The sequence below is a fragment of the Chryseobacterium cupriresistens genome, from assembly GCF_046614675.1.
GTDB classification, from domain to species: Bacteria; Bacteroidota; Bacteroidia; order Flavobacteriales; family Weeksellaceae; genus Chryseobacterium; species Chryseobacterium cupriresistens.
In genome coordinates, this window is the sequence record NZ_JBKKJT010000001.1 from 746214 (window position 1) to 769861 (window position 23648).

20 protein-coding genes are annotated in these 23648 nt (G+C 37.2%); 4 read left to right on the forward strand and 16 right to left on the reverse strand.

Going from position 1 to position 23648, the window contains the following annotated elements:
• Positions 1–7: 7 nt before the first annotated feature.
• From ACLI50_RS03485 to ACLI50_RS03525, 9 genes are all read right to left on the reverse strand, one after another.
• Positions 8–1816 carry a hypothetical protein gene (locus tag ACLI50_RS03485; RefSeq protein ID WP_411413170.1) on the reverse strand — a complete coding sequence of 603 codons (1809 nt, stop codon included), beginning with the start codon at positions 1814–1816 and terminating at the stop codon, positions 8–10.
• Between the two features lie 395 nt (positions 1817–2211).
• A complete protein-coding gene (locus ACLI50_RS03490) occupies positions 2212–3363 on the reverse strand; it encodes an efflux RND transporter periplasmic adaptor subunit (protein ID WP_411413171.1) in 1152 nt (383 codons plus the stop codon).
• A 7-nt stretch (positions 3364–3370) separates the two neighbouring features.
• Complete coding sequence (locus ACLI50_RS03495; RefSeq protein WP_411413172.1) at positions 3371–7708, reverse strand: CusA/CzcA family heavy metal efflux RND transporter; 4338 nt, start codon at positions 7706–7708, stop codon at positions 3371–3373.
• Positions 7709–7909: 201 nt separating this feature from the next.
• Complete coding sequence (locus tag ACLI50_RS03500) at positions 7910–8272, reverse strand: hypothetical protein (RefSeq protein ID WP_131797460.1); 363 nt, start codon at positions 8270–8272, stop codon at positions 7910–7912.
• Positions 8273–8405: 133 nt separating this feature from the next.
• A complete protein-coding gene (locus ACLI50_RS03505) occupies positions 8406–8975 on the reverse strand; it encodes a Crp/Fnr family transcriptional regulator (RefSeq protein WP_062669523.1) in 570 nt (189 codons plus the stop codon).
• 65 nt (positions 8976–9040) lie between these two features.
• Positions 9041–9805 carry a siderophore-interacting protein gene (locus tag ACLI50_RS03510; protein WP_343638394.1) on the reverse strand — a complete coding sequence of 255 codons (765 nt, stop codon included), beginning with the start codon at positions 9803–9805 and terminating at the stop codon, positions 9041–9043.
• Between the two features lie 2 nt (positions 9806–9807).
• Entirely contained in the window at positions 9808–10983 is a 1176-nt protein-coding gene (locus tag ACLI50_RS03515) for an MFS transporter (protein ID WP_202840322.1), read from the reverse strand.
• A gap of 84 nt (positions 10984–11067) precedes the next feature.
• Positions 11068–11676 (reverse strand): hypothetical protein, encoded by a 609-nt coding sequence (locus tag ACLI50_RS03520; protein ID WP_202840321.1) that lies wholly within the window; start codon positions 11674–11676, stop codon positions 11068–11070.
• 577 nt (positions 11677–12253) lie between these two features.
• Entirely contained in the window at positions 12254–13036 is a 783-nt protein-coding gene (locus tag ACLI50_RS03525) for an AraC family transcriptional regulator (RefSeq protein ID WP_202840319.1), read from the reverse strand.
• Between the two features lie 71 nt (positions 13037–13107).
• Here ACLI50_RS03525 and ACLI50_RS03530 point away from each other — a divergent pair, with 71 nt between their 5' ends.
• On the forward strand, positions 13108–14313 hold the full coding sequence (locus ACLI50_RS03530; protein WP_411413173.1) for a CynX/NimT family MFS transporter: 1206 nt from the start codon (positions 13108–13110) through the stop codon (positions 14311–14313).
• 12 nt (positions 14314–14325) lie between these two features.
• On the opposite strand, the gene ACLI50_RS03535 is transcribed toward ACLI50_RS03530, so the two are convergent.
• A complete protein-coding gene (locus tag ACLI50_RS03535) occupies positions 14326–15033 on the reverse strand; it encodes a DUF421 domain-containing protein (RefSeq protein ID WP_343638404.1) in 708 nt (235 codons plus the stop codon).
• Between the two features lie 53 nt (positions 15034–15086).
• A complete protein-coding gene (locus ACLI50_RS03540) occupies positions 15087–15857 on the reverse strand; it encodes an MBL fold metallo-hydrolase (protein WP_202840315.1) in 771 nt (256 codons plus the stop codon).
• Positions 15858–15949: 92 nt separating this feature from the next.
• Between ACLI50_RS03540 and ACLI50_RS03545 the strand changes: the two genes are divergently transcribed.
• The 3 genes from ACLI50_RS03545 (at position 15950) to ACLI50_RS03555 (ending at position 18413) form a co-directional block, all read left to right on the forward strand.
• Complete coding sequence (locus ACLI50_RS03545; RefSeq protein WP_202840313.1) at positions 15950–16264, forward strand: winged helix-turn-helix transcriptional regulator; 315 nt, start codon at positions 15950–15952, stop codon at positions 16262–16264.
• A gap of 155 nt (positions 16265–16419) precedes the next feature.
• Positions 16420–17820 carry a T9SS type A sorting domain-containing protein gene (locus ACLI50_RS03550; RefSeq protein ID WP_411413174.1) on the forward strand — a complete coding sequence of 467 codons (1401 nt, stop codon included), beginning with the start codon at positions 16420–16422 and terminating at the stop codon, positions 17818–17820.
• A 38-nt stretch (positions 17821–17858) separates the two neighbouring features.
• Positions 17859–18413, forward strand: coding sequence for a hypothetical protein (locus ACLI50_RS03555; protein ID WP_411413175.1), 555 nt, complete (start codon positions 17859–17861; stop codon positions 18411–18413).
• A gap of 101 nt (positions 18414–18514) precedes the next feature.
• Here ACLI50_RS03555 and bioA read toward each other — a convergent pair whose 3' ends face one another.
• From bioA to ACLI50_RS03580, 5 genes are all read right to left on the reverse strand, one after another.
• Complete coding sequence (bioA, locus tag ACLI50_RS03560; RefSeq protein WP_411413176.1) at positions 18515–19807, reverse strand: adenosylmethionine--8-amino-7-oxononanoate transaminase; 1293 nt, start codon at positions 19805–19807, stop codon at positions 18515–18517.
• A 423-nt stretch (positions 19808–20230) separates the two neighbouring features.
• On the reverse strand, positions 20231–21214 hold the full coding sequence (bioB, locus tag ACLI50_RS03565) for a biotin synthase BioB (protein ID WP_202840309.1): 984 nt from the start codon (positions 21212–21214) through the stop codon (positions 20231–20233).
• 2 nt (positions 21215–21216) lie between these two features.
• Entirely contained in the window at positions 21217–21828 is a 612-nt protein-coding gene (bioD, locus tag ACLI50_RS03570) for a dethiobiotin synthase (RefSeq protein WP_411413177.1), read from the reverse strand.
• Positions 21829–21882: 54 nt separating this feature from the next.
• A complete protein-coding gene (locus ACLI50_RS03575) occupies positions 21883–22992 on the reverse strand; it encodes an aminotransferase class I/II-fold pyridoxal phosphate-dependent enzyme (RefSeq protein ID WP_411413178.1) in 1110 nt (369 codons plus the stop codon).
• A complete protein-coding gene (locus ACLI50_RS03580; RefSeq protein WP_110011222.1) occupies positions 22985–23608 on the reverse strand; it encodes a hypothetical protein in 624 nt (207 codons plus the stop codon). The genes ACLI50_RS03575 and ACLI50_RS03580 overlap by 8 nt, the downstream gene beginning before the upstream one ends.
• Positions 23609–23648: the final 40 nt, after the last annotated feature.

Sequence of the window (23648 nt, forward strand, 5' to 3'; positions counted from 1 at the left end):
AATACGGTTATTTTTCAACCTGAGGAATGTCAATAGCGATAAGCTGAAGTTTATATTCCTGTAACTGATGATGAATGGTTGACAAACCGTTGCTGAAGAATGATGATGCTTTAAAAAGCTCATGATAATATTCGATACCCTCAAGAACATTTTTCCTGAAAGCATTCCATTTTTTTGTCTGCGAATGGGTAATTTGTGCAGTGTATTCGGTGATTTCCTTTCTCAGATAATCCACATACATTTTTAATTCATTAATAAACATATTCGGACGTTGGTTGTCTGAAAGAATATTGGAGTTTCCGTAGATATGTTTTACCATTTCCGAAAGAGAAACTTCCTTATCAAAAAAGGCAATATTCGGTCCCGGACATATGACAACGCCTTGCTTTTCCCCTTTGATTTCCAGATTCTGCTCCATGTATGCAGCATTCACAAGTCCTACACACAGACACGCTTTATTCGTAATGTCGGATTTTCTTTTATTAAATTCCTTTTCTGTAAGGGTTTCCTTATTGTCGTACAGTTCTTTGAGTTTGATATCCTGGTATTTTCTGGAAGCGGTACAGGTTCCTTCCGGAGAAAATTCTTTGCTTAATGCCAGAAGTTTTTTGGGACACGAGCTTCCATATTTACCTTTTGCTTCTTTTTCAAACTTTAACCGTTCATTGGATGTTCCTTTTACTGTATTGAAAGGCACTCCTAAAGGCGAAATATTACTCAGATAGAAATCCTGTTCTTTTGATCGTAAAAGTAAATTTCTGGTTTCTGCATCTACCGATGTTGCTTCGGGTACCAACAAAAACGGAGAACCCCATCCTACGCTGTCTACATTATAATTTGCCAGTAAAAACCCGTGTTCTTCAGCAGTTCCTACTCCACCCTGAACGGTAATTTTCATTTCTAAAGGTTCGGAAACTACATGCTTTCCTTTTTGTTCCAAAGCAGCTGTCATTAAGGAATGGGCTGATTGTATCAGATCGTTTTTTTTCTGCTTGAATTCTTCCATGATAGGCCCGAGAAGCATTCCTTCAGTGGCAAAAGCGTGACCTCCGCAATTCAATCCGGATTCTATTCTGTATTCAGAAACCCATAATCCTTTTTTGGCCAGAAAGTTCCCCTGAATCATTGCAGAACGGAAATCGCTTACTTTAAGGATAATTTTCTTTTTGATGTTTCCGTTTTCGTCCGGGAAAAAATCTTCAAACTCCTCCATATAGCTGTACAAACGGGGATTCATCCCTGCAGAAAGAACCATTGATGATGATAATTTGCTTTTGGCAAATCCGCGCAGTGAGGCATGGGCATCATTATACATCACAGGAAGCTGTTCATTATTCTGATAGTTGTCTTTATCTACTTTCGTCATGATATTGACATCAATACTTCCCGGTTTTAAATTCGATTCAATGAAGTTTTTAATATTGGAACTCCAGTTATCTTTTTGATTGATAAGATTTTGAAGGCTGTTTTTGAGGTCTGATGTATTCGGAAGCATAGCCATGAATTCCTTCAAAGCTTCCTTGTTTTTGCTGATTTCCTGTTTGAAAGATTCAAATTTTTCATTCACGATATCATCTACCATATCCAGATAAGCGGTAACTCTTTTTGCTCTGTAATCTTCTGTTTTTGTTGAGATTCCGAAATAGTCAAGATTGAACTTTTTGTTGTAAAAGTTCTTCATTTTTTCCAGGATTTCATCATCAATAATAGAGATGACGGAAGAAATTCCATACTGGGCAACACGAATCGGGCTGTCTATGGTATAAGCCAGTCCCATTACCGGAATATGGAAATTGTGCAAAGGTTTTTGTGTCATAAAGTTTTGATAAAAGTTTTTTATTGTTCATCTAAAAATCTTTACAACTATTCACTTCTTAAAAATATTATTTTAAAATGAATTATGCGTCAAATAGTATTTTAATTATTGAAAACATGTCAAATGTCATTTTTTTAATTGTTTGAAATAAAAAAGATCAGCTGAATAACTGATCTTTTCTTCTTGTCTGTTTTATTCTAACCACAAAAGTCACAAAAGTTTTTGACACTTCTTTTCATAAGAACCTTGCTTAAACATAATAAGTACACCTAAGTTTTTGAAAATCTTTGATTTTCGCTTATGTGAAATTTTTCTACATCATTATTTTCAGCTTAGTTAAGTGGCTAAAGTGTTTCAAAATAAAAGCTTTTGTGTCTTTTGTGGTTTCACATTAATTATTCTGCTTTGTTTTTAAGCATCATCAGAAGACTGTAAGCCCCTTTCTGTACAATTTTCTTATCCTTTAAAGCATCTGCTTTTACAATCTCCGTAAACTGATCGTCAGCAATTCCGGTGACCACTGGAATCATTTTGTAATTGGATTTTCCAAGGTCTTCAAAAACATAATTTTTGTTTTCAAAAGAAACGATCGCTTCGTTGGGAAGTCCCTGAGTGTAACGGCCGCTGATATTGACTTCGGCATTCACATACATTCCTTTTACAAATTCCCTGTTCACAGAAGATAATCTGGCGATTGCGGTTGCAGAACCGCCGTTTTCGATACTGGGAACTACACTGACAATTTTAGCATCGGATTTCACATCCGGATTCTGATTGTTGTACACCAAAATTTCCTGTCCTGCTTTTACATCATTCACATCATTTTCAAAAACCTTCAACTCTAAAAGTAATCCTGCCGGATTGATCAGCTCAAATAAAGTATCTGCCGGGTTGATATATTGTCCGTTATTCACCAGAATTTTGCTTACAAAACCTGTAAAAGGAGCATAGATATTGATTTTACTTCTGATATTTCCGGTACTCAGGCCTTTGGCATTGATTCCGATGATTCTCAGTTTTTCTTCCAGCCCTTTTAAAGTGGCGTTCAAAGTAGAATACTCTGCCTGAGCAGTCTGTAGGGTCTTGTCACTGCTGGCTTTGCTTGTATTCAGATCTTTCTGACGGTTATAATTCAGTCTTGCCGCTTCGAGCTGGGCTTTGGTCACCAGATAATCCTGCTGTAATTGTATAAACTGAGGGTCTTCTACTACTGCAAGCACTTGTCCTTTGCTGAAATGACTTCCATTGATCACATTGATAGACTTGATATGTCCACCCATAATACTGGAAACCAAACTGATGTGAGATGGTGCAATTTCTGCCTTTCCATTTAATTTCACCAGTTTTTCCATATTCCTGTTCTGAATACTGGTTGTTGTTAACCCTACAGACTGAATCTGTTTTTCTGTAAGGTGAACAGAATTTTTGTCATTCCTGGAAAATTTGGTGTTTTCGTAAACCGTTTTTTCTTCTTCTTTTTTACCGGAACATGAAGATAAAGTAAGGATGAAAGCCACGCTGTATAGGGATATATTCTTGAAATGCATGTTGATATTATTTTGAAATTAAGAATTGAAGTTCAGCTCCGATCTGATTCAGTTTTTCAAGCTGATCAATATAATCTGCTTTGGTTTTTACGGCCTGATTCACCAGTATGACCCAGTCCAGATAATCTATTTCTCCAACCTCCATCTGTTTCTGAGCAGTTTTTAGAATAGTTTCGGATTTTGGAAGCTGTTTTTGTTCATAATTTTCGATGATCTGCTGTTGGTTCATATAGGTAGTCAACTGTTGTTTCAATCTGTTTTTAAGTTCAATTTCTTTTCTCTGGTACTGATTCTCGGAGATGGCTATTTTTGCCTGTGCTGCCTTTGCCAAAGCTCTCTGTCCTTTGGTGAATAGTGGAATTCCTACTCCTATCTGAACCGAATTGAACCGATTATTATTGATGTTTTTCATACTTTGATTGGTGTATCCTATAAGAAGATCCGGAAGCAGCCTGCTTTTTTCAAGCTGTACTTCTGCCTCTCCTACTTTGATCTGCTGCTGCAGATATTGAAGCTCAGGATGCTGTTGTACCATTTCTTCTGAAATCTGTAGACCAATATTCATCGTGGGACGATCGGCAACTGGTTGGTATGGAACCTCTGACTGAAGTAATAACTGAAGCTGAAGTTTTGCAATATTCAGGTCGTTTTCTAACGTATTCAACTGTACTTTGATCTGTTCTTTCTGGATTTCGGCGGTGGATTCCTCCAGAATATTGGCTTCTCCTTTTTTTAATCTTAATCCGGCTTTGTCTGCAAAATTATTGTAAAGCTGGCTGATGTATTCAAGCACTTTTTTCTTTTCCTGAAGCACCAGTATCCTGTAGAAAACGTCTGTCACTTCCTTGGTAAGCCGTGTTTTGGTCAGATTCTGACTGATGACACTGGCAGACCATTCAGCATCCAGCATCTGTTTTCTTTTTGAATACACCGTAGGAAAACTGAACCTCTGTGAGATCCCGAATGAATTATCGGTTTCCTCACCCTGAATTTGCCCAAATCCTCCGGTAATTTCCGTCTGGGGAATATCCAGATAACTGGCTTTCAGTTTTTCCTGATAATCTGAGACTAATATTGAATTTTTAAGAGTACCATTCTGCTGGTATGCTTTTTCCAAAGCCTGATCATAGGTAATATTTTCCTGAGCCTGATAAGTTCCAAAGGATATTAACAACAGGAAAACAGACATTTTTTTATAGTTGAGTTTTTTTGAGAATTTCATTTTATCTTTATTAATATGTTCAAACAGGACGTATAATATCGGGAGTACAAACAGGGTTAAAAGGGTGGCAAGCATCAATCCTCCGATCACCACCGTTGCCAAAGGTCTCTGTACTTCTGCTCCTGCACCGTTGCTGATGGCCATTGGAAGGAATCCCAGAGAAGCCACAAACGCAGTCATTAAGACCGGACGAAGCCTGATTTTTGTACCTATCAGTACAATTCTGCTGGTGTTGTTTATTCCGTTCTTTTTCAATCGGTTAAATTCTGATATTAAAACAATTCCATTAAGTACGGCAACTCCAAATAAAGCAATGAATCCTACCCCGGCGCTGATGCTGAAAGGCATTCCTCTCAACGCCAGAAAGTACACACCTCCTATCGCAGATAATGGAATAGCAGTATAGATTAATAAACTGTGTTTTACTGAACCGAAAGCAAAGAATAGTAACAGGAAAATCATCACCAACGAAATAGGAACAGCAATTCCCAATCTTGCTTTGGCTTCATTTAAGTTTTCAAAAGCTCCTCCATAAGAAATGGTGTAGCCCGGTGATAATTTCAGGTTTTTATCTGCTTTCTGCTGAAGTTCTTCCACGATACTCTGAACATCTCTTCCTCTCACATTAAAACCTACAATAATCCTTCTTTTAGTATCTTCCCTCTGGATCTGGTTCGGACTGTTTTTAAGCTCTACTTTAGCCAATTGTGACAAAGGAATCTGTTCTCCTGAAGAAGTTGGAACCAAAAGATTCTGAATGCTGGTAATATCTTTTTTATGTTTATTATCCATGCGGACAACGATATCAAACTTTTTCTCGCCTTCATACAAAGCACCTGCGGTCTGCCCTGCAAAAGCCATATTAATTACCCTGTTGATGTCCGCCACTGAAATATTGTATCGGGAAAGTTCCGAACGGTTATAATCAATCACAACCTGTGGAGCGCCTACTACCGGTTCAATATAAAGATCCTGAGCACCTTTTACGGTATTGATGATGCTTCCAATCTTTTTGGCATACGTGGCAAGACTGTCCAGATCTTCGCCGTAGATTTTACAAACCACATCCTGTCTGGCTCCGGTCATCAACTCATTGAAGCGCATTTGTACCGGAAACTGGAAACTGGTGGTGAGGCCGGGAATAACGCTTAATGCTTTGCTCATTTTGTCAGAAAGTTCAGGAAATGTTGTTGCGGAAGTCCATTTCTTTTTAGGTTTTAAAACGACGATCATATCTCCGGAATCCATCGGCATAGGTTCTGTAGGAATTTCTGCACTCCCAATTTTCATGACTACTTTTTCTACTTCAGGAAACTGTGTTAAAAGAATATGCGCTGCCTGTGTGGTGGCTTTCTTGGTTTCATTGATATTACTTCCCTGAAGGATTCTCATTTCAACAGCAAAGTCGCCTTCCTCCAGAGACGGAATAAATTCTCCACCCATTCTGGAAAGAGTAAAAACAGCACCTGCAAACAGAATCAACACGCCAATGATGATCGTTTTTCTGAATTTAAGAGCTTTCATCAGTAATCGCTGATGTCCGGTTTCCACTTTACCCATGACGCGGTCCGAGATGTTCTCTTTTTCTTTTTTCTTTCTGCTCAATACCAGAGAACTCATCATCGGAATATAAGTGAGGGAAAGAATAAAAGCTCCGATTAATGCAAAGGCAACGGTTTGAGCCATAGGCTTAAACATTTTGCCCTCAATTCCCTGAAGCGTAAAAATCGGAAGATATACAATTAAGATAATGATCTGACCGAAAACCGCACTGTTAACCATTTTGGTCGCAGAGCTTGAAACCTGGTCATCCATTTCTTTTTTGGTGAGCATATTGTCTTTCCCAAAATGCTTTTTATGGGCAAGCTGATGCAGCACGGCTTCCACAATAATAACGGCACCGTCTACAATAAGACCGAAATCCAGCGCTCCAAGGCTCATCAGATTTCCTCCAACCCCGAAAATATTCATCATGATAATGGCGAAAAGCATGGCCAAAGGAATAACGGAAGCCACCAGTAATCCTGCTCTGAAATTTCCTAAAAATAATACCAGAATGAAAACAACGATCAAAGCTCCTTCCATAAGGTTTGTTTTTACAGTACTGATGGTATTATTCACCATTTTAGCGCGATCAAGGAAAGGCTCAATCACTACTCCTTCCGGTAAGGACTCCTGAATTTTTTCCAGTCTTTGCTTGATATTTCCGATAACGACATTGGCATTTTCTCCTTTCAGCATCAGAACAATTGCTCCGGAAACCTCTCCGGTGTCATTATAAGTCATAGCACCATACCTTGTTGCATAACCGATCTTCACAGATGCTACGTCTTTAATATGCACAGGAATTCCTTCTTTCGTTTCCGCTACCTGAATGCTTCCGATATCTTCTGTACTTCCCAGAAGTCCTTCGCTGCGGATAAACAGAACGGTTTCTTTCTTTTCAATATATGCACCTCCGGTATTCTGGTTATTCTTTTCCAACGCTGCAAAAACATCGTTGATGTTGATGTCAAATGCCTGTAATTTATTAGGATTAATGGCAATTTCATATTGTTTCAGTTTGCCTCCGAAGCTGCTTACATCCGCCACACCTTTGGTTCCGAGAAGCTGTCTTCTGACCACCCAGTCCTGGATAGTCCTCAGTTCAGTTTCATCATATACATTTTCGTATCCTTTTTTTGCCCGTACCACGTACTGAAAAATCTCTCCCAATCCTGTTGAAATAGGACCTAATTCAGGTTTACCGATTCCTGCCGGTATATTGTCCTGAACAAGATGCAATCGTTCCTGAACCTGTTGACGAGCCCAATACACATCCGTCTTATCATCAAAAACTACAGTAACTAATGAAAGTCCGAAACGGGAGAAACTTCTCAGCTCTGTAATTCCGCTGATATTGCTGGTGGCCTGTTCGATAGGAAACGTAACAAGACGTTCTATATCTGCTGCACCATAAGAAGGAGCAGTAGTAATAATCTGAACCTGATTATTGGTGATGTCCGGTTGGGCATCAATGGGAAGTTTAGTGGTTTCATAGACTCCAAAAAGGATGAGAGCCACTGTAAACAGAGCAATGATGAGTTTATTCTTTACAGAAAACTCAATAATTTTATTTAACATGGAAAAACTATTAATTGATAATCCGGAATGCTTTATAAAAGCTGAAATTCTCCCACAACGTAAAGTATCAAAACAAGCGTTTGTAACTTTTCAGGTTAAGGCTTAAGCATCAATACAACGCATTACGGATTAATTGATATGTAACAAAAATTCACTGCTTTAGGTAAGAACATAAAGCATTAATTTTCAATGTGAAGTCGATTAAGAAAGCCGCGGTGGCTGGAAAATCTGAGAAAGGTATTGGTTGGAAAAGTCTTTTTCCTTGTAAATACTGCTTTTCTTTGAAACAGTAATTTCCTTAGGTTTTTTTATTTCGAATGAAAGCTCCGGAAGCTGTGCGTGTACGGTAAGTACGATAGGTGGATTGATAAACGGCAGTTTCTGATCGGTATCCCAGTCTGAATCCTCTTTGTGGTTATCATAGTGCTCCATTACAAATTCTGAAAAGCTTCCATGGTATTCCATGAAATGTTCCACAAACATAGGCACTTTCAGTACTTCCCCCGCATTGGTGGTAGCCAGCACATACATCATTGAACATAATATGGAGAACCATTTTAACATGAGTGCAAATATAGGGCTTAAATTTTTTCTGAATGGGCTTTAGTATTAATTTTTTGAGAATTTTAGCCAGTTTAAAAGCAGTTTAAATAATTAATAACTCTTCGTAAAAATGTTAGGTTTATCAAACAAAAAATCAAAGCCTTGACTTCAGTCTGCTCAGTGTCTCCTGTGAGATATTAAGATAGGAAGCCACCAGTTTGTTGGAAAGCCGGCGTACAATAATCGGATTTTCTTCCAGTAACTGTTTGTATTTTTCAAGAGCATCCTGCACCATAAAAGACATCAGCCTTTTAGTGTTGGCAATACAGGCAATTTCAATATAAATTCTGTAAAATTTTTCCCACTGAGGGATAATGTCCAATAAATGATAAAAATCCTGATGGGTAATATAATAGACCTCCGAATCTTCTACTGCCTGAAGAAGTTCATCAGAAGGTTCTGAAGTAATAAAGGTATGAAGCGCTGTAGCGAACTGATTTTCAAAAGCAAAATATCTTGTAGAATCCTGCCCTTCCTTATTAATGTAAAATATCCGTAAACAGCCTTTTACAACAAAGAATGTTTTTTTGGGAGAATGAACATTGGTAACGAGAAGCTCGTTCTTTTTTAATTTGACAGGTTTGAAATAAGAAAGAATAACTTTCAATTCTTCATCTGTTATTGATATTTTGCTTTTAATATATGAAACTAATACGTCTTCCATTTATTTAAATCAGTCACCGCAAATGTAGCAATAAATATGTTAAAACTTATTGCTGTTCCTGCTTCTTAAGTGCTTTCAGAAGTTTTTCCTTCCGGTTGCCCTGCTCTCCAATAGGAACAGGTGTATAGGGCTTGGGTGTCCCATTTCAGGTTTGTTTTAAAATAGGTGCGAAGCTCATGTACAGTAGTATATTCTGCAGCGATGTAAACATATTCTTTCAATACACCTGATGGAAACTGAACAGATTTCACCACTTCGGCCAGCATGCTTCCCTGCTCAGGATGAAGATTGTACAGCCATTCAACTGAAATATCTGCTGCAGAACAAAGCATAAGCTCATCCTCTTTACCTGCCACTTCCAATATTATTTTTGCTCTTACGTAGGAAGGAAACTGTTCTGCGATGGCACAGATCACAGGCAGAGCCGTTGCGTCTCCTGCCATCAGATAAAAATCAGCATCCGGAATTAAAGGTTTTGTGCTTTCTTTCATTCCTATTTCCAATACATCACCTGGATTGGCCTTCAATGCCCATGCAGAAGCTGGTCCGTTGTCACCATGGGCGACAAAATCAATGCTTAATTCCCGGTTTTCCAGATCAATCTTTCTGTTGGTGTAGGTTCTGATAAGTGGCGTACTTCCCTTTTCAGCCGGGACAAAAATTTTATTATTAGAACCAGAGCGTACATGAGACAGCAATTCAGCCTGGCTATCATCAATATCAAATATCACACGGATAAGATGTGGTGTAAGATATTGTTTGTTTTTAACGGTAAATACAGAATGTATTTTTTTCGTTTCTTTTACTTGAGATATTAGGGAATGTTCCATTTTTATTTTTTGTTAAATAGTAAAATAATCATTGCAATCACACAGCTGATGCCTCCGAAGAGATAAACGGTCTGGTAATCAAACCAGCCTGCAATTAATCCTGCAATAGGCCCCGCGAGACCTAATGAAAGGTCAACAAATGCGACATAGGCTCCTAGTGCTGTTCCTCTCATCTGTGGCTTTACTTGTTGAATGGCAAGAACTCCCAAAGCCGGAAAGACCAATGAAAATCCTACTCCCGTCAATCCACATCCGATAATGGCCAATGTTTTGGAGGCAGAGGTCCAGATCAGCATTTGTCCAGCCACTTCGATAATCAGAGAGATTAAGGCTATTGTAAAGCCACCGTATTTATCCGGAAAAGATGCAAAGAGAATTCTGGTCAGCACATAACATGCTCCAAAAACCATAAAGGGCAGTGAAGCATCACCCCAGTTTTTTTGGGAGAAAAACAAGGCAATAAAAGAAGCAATACATCCAAAAGCCATTGATGAAAAAGCAAGGCTCAGACCCTGACCCGATATGGTACCAATTACTTTGTAGAAAGGCATTCTTACATGATCTTTATCCACGGGAATAGAAGGAAGTTTTGCTGTGGAAAGCCAGCTTACCAGCGGAAGTAAGGCAATAAGAAGAAAAGCAGGAAAAATATTGTATTCTTTACTTAACCAGATACTAATGGGAGCTCCGATTGCAATTCCTGCATACATCGCGATACCATTCCACGTCATTACTTTGCCTGAGCTGGAATGGCCTGCGAGGCCTATTCCCCAGGTTAATGCACCGGTAACCAGGAAACTTTCGCCAATCCCATGAATAATTCTTGCTATCAAAAGGAAGGAAAGGGCCAGGAAAGGATGCGCCTGAAATAATACAGCCATTATATAAAAGATCCCGGCAGCAATGGCTAATATTACTCCCGACATTTTACTTTGCTTGGCACCTCTGGTATCTGTAATTTTTCCGGAATAGGCTCGGGTTAAAAGTGTAGACAATGACTGCAGTCCGATGACAAGACCTACAATAATACTGTCAAAACCTAAAGTGTTCTGAACAAATCCGGGAATTACTCCCAAAGCAATTCCTATGGTAAGATACACTCCAAATACCGAAATGATAATAGGAACAATCGCCTGATAGAAAGTGATAGTTGGTCCCTTTTCTAATGTTGTACTCATAAATTTTGTTTAAAATATTCGGGTGCAAAGGTCTCCGAACAATCAACACAAAACTTTGATCTAAGTCAAAAAAGGTACAGCCATTTAATCAAAATCCAGAAAACTATCAGTAAGCTGCTTCCACTGTATTTTTGCAATTCCCATCATTCCCCCTATAGCAATCGCGAAATTTCTGATGACATCCAGAAACTTAGCATTTCGGTTAGGTCTTTCATTTCGGCCGTATACAGCTGCTTGTAGATAATCGGTACTTCTGGATATTATGAAGGTTGAGCTGGCTGCAGAACTATAAAAATGAGCAATGTGACCGCTTTTCTTATTTTGAGGATTTACTGAAGGTTCGCATGTTATGGATAGGCTCTCTGAAAAACTATCCTCATAGAAACAGATATCTGTTATTTTTACCCAATCATATCCTTTTGCCTCTGCTTCTCCCGGGCCAGGAATATCAATCCGGATAAAATCTCCTATCAGAGGTTCGCGGTCGACAGGATCACCATTAAAATTATGCAGTTTAAATGCTGCAAATGCTTTCCCGCTGTAACTTTCCCATTGATTAACTGAAAAAAATCTTTTTTTTAATATTTCAAATTTTTCCGGAATCAGAGCCTGGTCAAATACTTTTCTGCTTTCCGTGTCATGAAAGCCTCCTGATTTTTGTGCAGGAACACCCTTAAGTATTTTTGGAATCATATTAGATTTTTAAGCAAAGTAGCATAAAAAACGTACAGAATTTATGCGCAGGATCATATAAATAGTTAAACAACTGTTTGAATACTAGCCGAGATAAGACATATTTTGACAATAATTCACTTTTTGGTATTTCTTCATTTTGGTTAAAAATCGTGTGTACAATTCTTCAGATGGCGAATTATATTTATTAGCATAGGTTTTTGTGTTACTAATTTCGGAATCTCAAAGAAATTAGGAAAGATTTAGGAAATAATTATTTTTTGATAAAATCCATAATTTTTAAAAAAAATAAGCTTATGATGTTTTGCATAACATGATTTTTGTTTATATTTGTGAATCGAAATAATTTTTTTTCATCATTTGTGTTTTTTTAAGGTCTCCATTCGTGGAGACCTTTTTATTTTCAATAATATCATAATTGAATATTGACTATTGAAGTGGAAAAATGGTGAAAATGTGAAATATTTTATTTTTCGATCCTGCTAATTGCTTTTGTTTAAGGGAATAGGATGAGTTTTATAATGTTAATAACTCTTCTTTTTGACAAATTTAAACTGTCTTTATACAGGTTTAAAACCTATTGAATGGTTTTAATAAAATCAGTCGGCCTGAACTTCATCACAGACTGAAAACTTCTGGTATAAGCCTGAACACTCTTGTATCCTACTTCATAAGCCGTCTCTGAAACCGTAAGACTCCCGGAGCTCAAATATTCCAGACTTTTGATGATACGAAGCATTTGCTGATATTTGCTTAAAGTAAGACCTGTTTCTTTTTTGAAAATACGCTCCAGAGTACGGAAAGATAAAAGCGCTGTATCACTCAGGTCTTCCATTTTGATCTCATTTCGGTAATGACTGTGGAGATGTTCTATGACTTTAGCAAGGCGTTTATCTTTAGGAAGACTGATATGAAGAGTCAGGGAATGTTCTACAAACCGTGGAAGTTCGTTGAACAATGCTTTCAGAAACAGGCTTTCATGATGATCTGGAGTCATCATCTTAGACCATTTCTCTGCATATTTTATCATTTCCTTTAAAACCGGAGGAACAGAAAATACCTTCACTTCTTGATAAAAAGATTCTTGGATACTGATCTCCGCAAACATGATCATCAGTTTGATCTTTTCAGAATGGGAATTGGTTTTATGGACTGCATTTGGTGGGATCCATACGGCATGATTTTGAGGGAGGAGATAGATTTTTTCTTCGATAGTAATATACTGGAAACCACTCTCTACATACACGAGCTGCCCTTTCTGATGGTGATGCAGAACATTATCATGCACCCAGTTTTCTTCAAACCATACAAAATAAGGCTTTTTCAGTTCATCTATTTTTATACTGTCATTAGCATTCATGTCGTTTTAGGTTAAAACTTTGGCAAAATTAAACAAAATTACTGTGCTAATTTTGTACAAAAGTTTTTATTATGATGAAGAATGAAGTAAAAAAGAATGCTTCGTATGTTTTATTAATTATTAATGTTCTGGTAGTTATACTTATTTCCAGCAATCTCCGTTCACCGATTGTGGCGGTTGCTCCTGTACTTGGAGAAGTAAGGGAGGCTTTGAAACTGAATAATTTTCAGGTGAGTCTGCTTACTTCTATTCCCCTGTTTATGTTTGCCGCCTGTTCTGTACTGGTGAGCAGATTTTCCAATAAGTTTGGAATCAGTAAGCTTCTGATGTATTCCCTGATTATTTTAAGCTTAGGATTATTTTTGCGAATCACCGGATCTCTATGGCTTTTGTTTTTAGGATCTCTATTCATTGGTTTAGGAATATGCATTGGAAATGTAGTCACTCCGGGATATGTTAAGAATAATTTTCCGAAGCAGATAGGTCTTATGACAGGAATTTTTGCTGTATCGATGAATCTTACAGCAGCTTTAGCTTCCGGATTCAGCGTGAAAATAGGAGAACTGACAGGTTTTGGATGGAAAGGCTCTCTGGGAATATGGCTGGTGATTGCCGCATTGGCTTTTCTTGTTTTATCATTGGAATTTATATTTAACAAAAGAAATCCGGCCCCACCTAAAACAGCGCTCAGTACTTCAGATTTTAATATGTTCAAATCTGCCCAGGCATGGAATATCAGTATTTTTATGGGATTGCAGTCTTTATTTTATTATTGCCTGGTAGCATGGCTTCCCTCCTTTCTTGCTGATTTTCATATGCAGGGAGAAAGTTCGGGCTGGGTATTTTTTGTTATTCAGATTACGATGATTCCTGTGACATTCTGTTGTCCGATTATTGCCAGTAAAATGAAAGATCAGAGACTTATGATCCTTTTCATATGTACACTGATGTTCAGCAGTACACTGATGTTTGTTTTTCTGAAATCTCAGTGGATTTATGGGAATGCGGTGATAATTGGTATTTCTAATGGGTTATCTTTCAGTTTGTCAATTCTTTTCTTTTCTACAAGAACGAAAAGCAGTATCAATGCCGTTAAGATATCAGGAATGGCTCAGTCTGTAGGATATCTGATTGCAGCGTTCGGGCCTCCATTGTTTGGAAAACTGCATGATTGGGATACTTCCTGGAACAGTTCATTCTATCTGTTAAGCTGTGCCGTACTGCTGATGCTGTATTTTGGAATGAAGGCGGCAAGAAATAAATGTGTTGAGGATTAGGAAAGTTAAAGGTCAGGTTACCCGTCTTTTATTGCTGGACGCTACCCATTCTTCTTTATGGCATCTTGGGCAGCTTCCGGCACTACCCACTTTTTTATGCTCTGTATACCCACAGAATATACAAGAATAATGTTTGTCTTCATGAATATATTGTAACGGATTATTTAATGAGTCTGGCATAATAGGAAGCCCGTATCTTACAGATTCATTTTCTAAAAAGAAAACGCTGATCTCTCCTGATATTTCTTCTATGGCCATTTCAATCTGTCCAAGCTGCGAAACTCCTTTTAGCCTCAGTTCTGCAAAGAATTCGTCACTCCCGAGATTTTCTTTTTGAAAGTTTTTAATGGAGAATTCACCATTTTCTATCAGGCAGATGGACTTTCCTTCCACCAGATTTTCAAATTTTTTACTTTTTCCGATAAAATGGGTCACAATAGAATACAGGAGAATGATAACAATAAAAACAATAAGGGAAGAAATAATTCCGACATCCTTATTAAACATAGGATCTCCTGCTGCTGATCCCAAGCCGATAATGACTACCAATTCAAAGATTGAGAGCTGTTTTACCCCTCTTTTTCCTAAAATTCTAAGTCCGATGATAATAGCCAGAAACATAATCATGGTACGAAGAATGATCTCTAAAAGAAAAGACCATTCTTCATGTCCCAATAATAATTCTTTCCAATCAAGATTTAAGAGAAAAACTGACAGCATACCAATTATTTATCAAGGAATATTCAAAAAATAAGCCATAAAACGTATTTATTTCATAGATATTTCAGGCTTACCTCTTCACCATCATCAAGTATAAAGCATCTTCCCGCTATTCCGTTTTCATGGATCTTTTTCTGAATAAATTTTCTGTCTTCCCTGCAGTGGCTTAGGGCTTCCAGATGCGTTACCCAAACAGTGGATTCCGGAGCAGATTCACATACTTTTACGATATCTTCACTGGTCATAATAATAGGATCTCCTACGGAAAAAGTAGCAGCTCCACCCGCTACAATGATATGCTGTGGCTGATGTTTGTCAATTTCTGCAGCAATTTCATCATACCAGATCGTGTCTCCTGCGATGTATACGGATTTATTGTCTTTTTTAAAAACAAAACCATTCACGATTCCCATTTTCTCTCCGATTTCTCCGGTTCCGTGCCGGCCTTTGGTTTTGGATATTTCAATAGTATTCCATTGAAGCTGATCCTTCAGAACGATGATATTGGTGAAGCCTTGTTCTGCAATCTGTCCTGAAATAACATCGGAACAGATGACCGGAATATTCTTGTCCAGGAGTTCAATAGCAGCATCATCCCAATGATCAGGATGAAGGTGGGTAACAGCAACTGCGTCTACTCTTTCCAGCTTTTTCTTTAATTCTTCTTTATCAAAAGGCAGGTCTACAAGAGGATTTAATAATTCACTGTCTGTCATGGGCATTTTTCCTCTGAAACCTTTGTCGCCGAGCATCGGATCTATCAGGATAGAAATTCCGTCAATATTAAGCAGTAATGTCGCATTGCGCCATAATTGTAATTTCATTTTGGGTATTTTTGTTTGACAAATGTATTACCTAATAACAGCAAAACAATCGAAGGTTACCAAAAAGTTAACCATAAATATTCAATTGACTTATGAATTTTGAGGAATTTAAAAACTGTGGATTAAGACGAAGTCTGGATATTCTTTCAGGGAAATGGAAACCATTGATCCTGCACAATCTTTTTGAAGATGACCAGGTCCGCTTTGCGGAACTTTGGCGTACTATGCCCCGTGTTTCCAAGAAAGTACTGTCAGAGCAATTGAAACAGCTGGAAGAAGATCTTATTATTGAAAGGATTGAAGTTTATAATTTCCCACCGGAAGTCTATTATAAACTGACTGAAAAAGGCCGGAAGCTGGGCCCTATTCTTTTGGAATTGCATTCATGGGGAAGTGGATTGGGTTAAAATCATTTTGGATAAATTCATCGAAGGTTTTCGATGCCTGTAGGTATTTCTTTCCTTTTCTAAAATTTTATACTACATTTGGAAACACTACCTAAAAATAGATTTATGTAGGGGTTACATAATATAACCTCAAATTTTTATAAAAAAACAAACCAATGAAAAAAAAATTATTATTTGTGCTTACTTTCGTAGCACAAACTTTTTTTGCTCAAATTATTTCTAAAGATCCCTCGTTTGCTACGAACGGAATTTATAATCTTCCGACAGGAAGCTCTTATCTGGGAGAGCTGACAGAAACAACCAATGCCGTATTTTATCAATCCTTTGACTCCAATACGAATCAATTAATTATCTCTAAAGCGACAAGTTACAATGGCTCTTTGGATGTGGCTTTTGGAACTAATGGTAAAGTTGCATTGAATTATACCTCAGACGCTCTGGTTGGATTTATAAGGCATAATAATGATAAATTAACCTTACTGTTAAGGCGATATGATTCTGTAAATAGTATTAATTATTTAGATGTTGTTCGATTACTTTCCAATGGACAATTAGATTCTTCGTTTTCAAATGGAGGAGTAAAAGCATTAGCCAATTTCTATCAGGACAATTTCAATATAAAAAACAACCTCATAGAACAAGGAAGCAAAATTATTGTTTCAGGAACCGGTGTGGATACCAATGGATTTTTTGACGGGTACACCCATACATTTAGATTAAATTCTGATGGTACATCAGATAACAGCTTTAATAATGGAGAGCTGTTAACAAATGGAATTCCCCGCATTATTTTAGATAATCAATCTAATATTATTTTTTTAGAACATAATACTATAAAAAAGTATACTTCTGATGGACAGCTTATGACAGGTTTTGGAAACAATGGAGTGGCCTTATTTAATGGAGTGAATGTGAATGTTATAAAGGTAGATTCGGGGAATAGAATTATATATGCACAACTTGCATCAACAAGCCCTGCGACCATAGGAAGGCTGAATGCTGATGGAACGCCAGATACCACATTCAACTATAATGGTGCTCTGGGTCTTGAATTTTGGGATATCTATGAAAAAAATAATTCTTATTATATTGCAGGTTATGCTGATTTAAACAATGCACCTGCTTATTATATCGCTAAACTTAATCAAAATGGAACTATTGATACGGTATTTGGAGAATATATAGAAAATGATTCCAGCTTACTCTATCACATGATTCACGCAATCAAAGTTTTTGATAATAATATAATTGTTTATGGAGATGGGCCAACAACAGAGATCGTTAAATATCTTTTAACCAGTACAGCTGTATTATCAACAGCAGAAACTCTAAAAAACAATACTGACATCACTTTTGAAAACCCCGTGAAAAAAGATATAGTTTATCAGTCAAAAGAAAAAATTAATAAAATAGAAATCTATTCTTTTGATGGAAAATTACTGAAAACTATAAAAGAAAATAATTCCGATATTTCTGAACTGCCTAAAGGAGTGTATTTTGCAAAAACAGTTTTTGAAAACGGGAAAATTTTCACAAAAAAACTTATTAAGAAGTAGTAGATTTATAATTTAAAAACTAATAACAATTTTTACAAATGAAAAGAATCATTATTTTGATCTCCTGCGCAATAGGCACAGGGGTAACTGCGCAGATAGCGCCACCACCAACGATTCAAAGATCCAACACAACACCCCGCGGCCTAACTGTCAATTCAAGAAAAGGAACATTAATTGAAAAGAAAATCATCAATTTAGGTAAGTTTAAAAACCTGAATATTCAAAAAATTGTAACGAAAGATATTTCCGAAAATTCTTCGGATACTCTTCTGGGAATCATGTATGAATATGAAACCTTTGATGAAATCTTCAAAAAGACACTCACTATTGACAAAAATGAATTGGGAAAACTGATTCAGGCTCTTCAGATGGTAGAACAGAAAGAAAATGAAAAGGCTGGCCAGGAAACCAGATATAAGTTTGTAACGATGAGTAATATTGAATTCGGAAGTGTTTATCGTGAAAAACTTTCTTCATGGGTGAATTATATCAAAATTCCATCCAATCATTTTAATCAGAACTTGCTGGAATTCAATAAAGATGAATTAAAAGAATTGATTGCTATTTTGAAGAAATCAGAACAGGATATTTAAAAAATACCGGCACTGGCATTCAATATAAAAACCTTATAGGTCCTGGAAACCTATAAGGTATATTAAAAAAATTAAAAATAATTATTACCGGACCGGATCTTTTATTCTCTAAACTGATCCAGAACCTCCGTAATATTCTGATAGACAAAATCCAATTCTTCCGATGTAATACAATAAGGAGGAACCAGATAGATTACATTTCCTAACGGCCTCATAATAATTCCTCTCTGTAATAATTCATTGTAAAGCTTCTTCCCTATTTCATTGAAATAAGAAGTATCATTCCCGGTTTTAAAATCGAACGCTAAAATAGTTCCGATCTGACGAACCTTTTCTACATGAGGATGCAAAGCAAGTACTTTCACAAACTCTGAATGTTGATGAGTGATGCGGTTGATATTCATTTGAGTTTCATTTGTCAATAGTAATTCCATACTGGCAAGTGCCGCGGTACAGGCTAGAGGATTAGCTGTAAACGAATGCCCGTGAAATAAGGTTTTATAACGGTCTTCAGAAAGGAAAGCCTCATAAATTTCATTGGAGCAGGTTGTAATTCCCATAGGCATCGTTCCTCCTGTCAATCCTTTTGAAAAACACATAATATCCGGCTTTTCCGTAAGATAATCTGCTGCGAAAAGTTTACCTGTTCTTCCAAACCCTGTAAAAACTTCATCCTGGATCATGAGAACGCCTTCTTCTCTACAGAATTTCATTAGCTGGCTTAGGTCTTCAGCTTTATACATCAGCATTCCGGCAGCCCCCTGAACTAATGGCTCATAGATAAAACAAGCCGCCTCATCCGCTAATTCTTTAATCTGTCTCCGCAGACTTTCCAGGTTTTCTGCATTGGGTGTATCTATAAAAACAACTTCAAACAACATACTTTCAAAAGGTCTTGTCCAGAAGCTTTTTCCACTTACAGACATAGCCCCGAAAGTATCTCCGTGATAGGCATTTTTAAAAGCTAAAATCTTTGTCTTCTTTTTCTCTTTATTGTATGCATATTGAATACACATTTTTAAAGCAACTTCTACTGCGGTAGAGCCATTATCCGAATAAAAGACCTTTTCCTGACCAGCCGGAAGAAGTTTCAGTAAATTTTCTGAAAGCTGTACAGCAGGTTCATGGGTAAATCCGGCGAAAATCACCTGTTCCAGTGTATTCAACTGTTCAAAAACACGTTGAGCAATATAAGGATGAGAATGTCCATGTAGAGTTACCCACCATGAAGAAACGACATCCAGATATTTTTTTCCTTCGGTATCATAAAGATAAATTCCTTTTCCTTTTACAATAGGAATGGCATCATCAGCTGTTTTCATCTGGGTGTACGGATGCCAGTTGACCGTTTTGTCTCTTTTTTGAAGGCTGATTTCTTTTGTTATTGTATTCATATTTTGATGTAAAAAATAGAAATGAGTGATGGAGATGGATTTAACAATAATTTAGTTGAATATATTGAAATGTTGGATTGATCGCAAAGGCGCAAAGTTTTGTCATAGATTGCGAATATTTTAAGGCGCAAGAAAATCAAAGATTTTCAGCAAGGAATGTGTTATAATTTTCCCGTGGATTTTTTATATCATCTGTTTAATTTACACAATCTGCAATAGAATAAAAATTTGCAATGTTAAATTTTATCGTAGATAAAATCCTTGCGTCTTAAAGTATTACTTACTACAAAAGCTTTTGCGCCTTTGCGTTTTCCAACTTGTAGAGCAGTTTATAAAAATTCAAAAACCAATTTTATAATAAGCGCTATAATAAAAATAATCCAACTCATCACTCATAATTTATCATTTATAATTCATAATTATCTAGCAGCATGTTTCTTTTTTCATCATAGGTCTCAATCCTAAGGTCTGCAGCATCTGCATGTCTTCAGAAACTCCTGGATTAGGCGTTACCAATAAGGTTTCTCTTTCTCCCGTGAAAATGGAATTGGCTCCTGCCATAAAGCACCATGCCTGTTCTGTTTCAGTCATTTCTATACGTCCTGCGCTTAATCTCACCATGGAAGATGGCATTACGATTCTTGCTGTGGCAATCATTCTTACCATTTCCCAGGTATCTACTTTTTCATTATCGGCTAATGGTGTTCCCGCTACCCTCGCTAATGCATTGATGGGAACGGATTCCGGGTGTTTAGGCATTGTTGCCAACGTTAAAAGCATTGAAATTCTGTCTCTGTGAGTTTCGCCTAGTCCGATGATTCCTCCGGAACATACTGTGATTCCTGCCTTTCTTACATTATTGATCGTATTGATTCTGTTGTCAAAAGTTCTGGTAGATATGATTTCTTCATAATACTGTTCTGAAGTATCAAGGTTATGATTATAAGCATATAATCCGGCTTCCTGAAGTCTGATGGCCTGTTCTTCGGTAAGCATACCCAATGTACAGCAAACTTCAAGGCCAAGTTCGTTTACTCCTTTTACCATATCAATCACCCGGTCAAAATCACGGTTATTACGAACTTCACGCCATGCTGCTGCCATACAGAATCTTGAAGATCCCGAGTCTTTCGCTTTTTGAGCGTGAGCAATTACAGTTTCTGTAGGTAATAAAGCCTGTACTTTAATATCCGTGTGATAACGGGCTGCCTGTCCACAATAAGAGCAGTCTTCAGGACATCCACCTGTTTTGATGGATAATAAAGTAGATATCTGCACTTCGGAAGGATCATGCCATTCGCGGTGTATGGTGGCTGCTTTATAAATCAGTTCCATCAGAGGAAGGTGGTAAATCTCTTCGATTTCTTCTTTAGTCCAGTCGTTTCTCAATGTTGTTTTTGTATCCATTATCATAATTTTGTTATTACTAATTGTTTTGCAGCATGTTGTACAGATTCCTTATCCGTATTTCTGATTTCCGGGATCTTTATAACTTTTGTTTCTTTTTCGATAAAACTGCAGATTACTCTTTCTGTATCTTCCGGAAAATCTCCGTTAAGAATTAAATATTCCAGCTGAATTTCTCTCTGTCGTAAGGCTAAGATTGAAAGCAGGCTATGGTTGATACAGCCCAGGTAGTTTCTTACAACCAGCGCTGCCGGAATGTTTAACTCCTCAATCAGATCGATCATAAATGTAGTGTCTGAAATCGGTACCATAAGGCCTCCGGCTCCTTCTACAATGAGTGGATTTGCTGTTTTGGGGAGTTGAAAATCATTAAGATTGATGGTAATATTTTCTTCTCTTGCAGACTGATGTGGTGAAGCTGCCAGCTTTAAACGGTAAGTTTCCGGATGGCAAAAGTTGGTGTCTGTCCATTCTTCAATTTTATGACTGTCTGTATAATGAAGATCACCAGATTGTATCGGTTTCCAGTATTCTGTTTTAAAATGCTGAACCAAAACGGCTGAGCAAACTGTTTTTCCTATTTCGGTTCCTATTCCTGTTATAAATAATTTCATGTTTTTGTGATTCGGGGTTCAGAATTCGTGTTACGTGTTTTGAATCTTTTTGCTTTAAATAAATTCTTTAATGATTCCTTTCAGTTTTATAATTTCCTCTTCTGAATTGAAGCTGTGAAGGCATATCCTCAAACGTTCGCTTCCTTCTTTTACCGTTGGGCTGTATATCGCATAGGTCAAAAATCCTTCTTCAGATAAAATATCCTGTAATTCTTTCAGTCTTTGATTGTCCGGGATCACAATAGCCTGAACCGGACTTGTTTCTGCCGATGGAGACTGTAATTTACTGCTTCGGAAAACTTTGATGTTATTCTGAAGTTTTTCAGCCAGTTCATGATTTTGATCTAAAAATTCATATCCTGTTTTGATGCTCATCCATTGAAAATCCTGTGCTGATGTGGTATAAATGAAAGGACTTGCAAAATTGATCAGGTAAGATTTCACTGTTTCATTGCAAAGAATTGCTGCTCCATGAGCCCCGAGAGCTTTTCCATAGGTCACCACAGCTGCTGAAACATGGTTCTGTAACTGTAATTTTTCAATCAATCCATATCCAAAAACGCCGAAGGCGTGGGCTTCATCAACAATCAAAGAAGATTTATATTTGCTGGCAAGGGCAGCGATTTCCTGAACAGGAGCAAAATCTCCTTCCATCGAATAAAGACTTTCTATTGCGATATAACAATGTCCTTTCTGTCTTTTTAAAATATTTTCAAGATCTTCGATATCATTGTGTTTGAATTTCAGTTTTTTAGCATTGGATAGTTTGCAACCATCATGTACTGACCGATGAATCTGTTCGTCCACAATAATGGCATCATGACGGCTGGGAAGCGTTGAAAACAAAGCCAGGTTGGCATTGTATCCGGATGGGAAAAGCAATGCCGATTCAAAATGATGTTTCTGCGCAATCTCATTTTCCACGGAAACTGCAATATCACTGTTTCCGCTAATTAACCTTGAACCTGTGCTTCCCGAAAGCAGTTGAGGGTTATCCATAATCTTTTGCAGCAGTAATTGTTGAAGGTCTTTACTTTTTGCAAACCCCAGATAATCATTGGAATAAAAATCAATTCCATCGGATTGAAGCCTCAAACTTCTTAAGGTTCCCTTCTCTTTTCGTTTATCAAGGGATTCCTGAAAATGGGAAGTATTGCTAAGCATAATTTAATTGAGCTACTTCTTCTGTAATCGCATTAATCCACTCTTTATGCAGTTCTTTTTCTATGTCCAGAATATGGTCTGCATGATGCTTCCAGTCTGGCGAAAACTCATTGAGCTGATGAATCATTTCTTCCAGATGTCCTTCTTCTTCAAGGATAATGGATTTTACCATAATTTTAGAAGAAGCTTCGGTAAGTGCCTGCTGATAAACAGGGTAAAGTTCATCCGCCCGAACCTCAATAGCATAGGTTACGAAAAGATAGGCAGCATATTTGATATCTGTTTTATTAAGTTGGAAAGCTTCCTGAAGATAACGACAGGCTTTAATATCTAATGAGTGAAGATATTGACTTGTTGCGATAGGAGCCAGAAGTTCTGTGCTTTCATAGGTTTTGCATAATTCAGGGTTTATTTTCCCAATCTGCTTTTTTAAATAATAAGCGTGGCGGTGTTCTTCAGCAGCGTGTTTCAGCTGGATTTGAGAAACTAATGTTGGATGTTCACATTTTGATATTTTTCTTGCACCGGCATTTTCCATAAATGAAAGCGTGTTCAGCCATTTGGCGTGGGTACTTCCTTCCTGTACAATTTTTTTTAACAGATGATGAAATTCCATAGATTTTTATTTTGATGTCAAAAGTAGTATATTGCCGGAT